Source organism: Streptomyces roseicoloratus, assembly GCF_004117935.1.
GTDB lineage: Bacteria > Actinomycetota > Actinomycetes > Streptomycetales > Streptomycetaceae > Streptomyces > Streptomyces roseicoloratus.
The window spans coordinates 1-462 of sequence record NZ_SDOY01000012.1 but is presented as its reverse complement, the minus strand read 5'-3'; the positions used below and the strand labels follow the sequence as shown (position 1 = coordinate 462).

The 462-nt window shown below is 69.0% G+C and carries 1 protein-coding gene; it reads right to left on the bottom strand.

From position 1 onward, the window contains the following. A partial coding sequence (locus ESG85_RS00875) for a dihydropteroate synthase (protein ID WP_164986130.1) occupies positions 1-462 on the bottom strand: 462 nt, incomplete at both ends.

Genomic DNA, 462 nt, shown 5'->3' with positions numbered 1-462 from the left:
AGACCGTTCTTCTCGCCGTCGACGATCCGCCGCTTCAGCCGCTCCTCCAGCGGCAGCGCCGCCAGCTCCTCCGCCTTGGAGGCCCTGAGGGACTTCGCCGTCGCGCCCTCGAAGAGTTCGAGGAGCCGCTGCAGCGGGTCGTAGCCCTCCCGGCGCCGGTCGTGGATCAGGTCGAGCGCGACCTCGACCTGCTCCGGCTCCAGGCGCGCGATCGGCAGGATCTTCGACGCGTGGACGATCGCCGAGTCCAGGCCGGCCTTCACGCACTCGTCCAGGAACACGGAGTTCAGGACGATCCTGGCGGCCGGGTTGAGGCCGAAGGAGATGTTGGACAGGCCGAGGGTCGTCTGGACGTCCGGGTGGCGCCGCTTCAGCTCCCGGATCGCCTCGATGGTGGCGATGCCGTCCTTGCGCGACTCCTCCTGGCCGGTGCAGATGGTGAAGGTCAGGGTGTCGATGAGG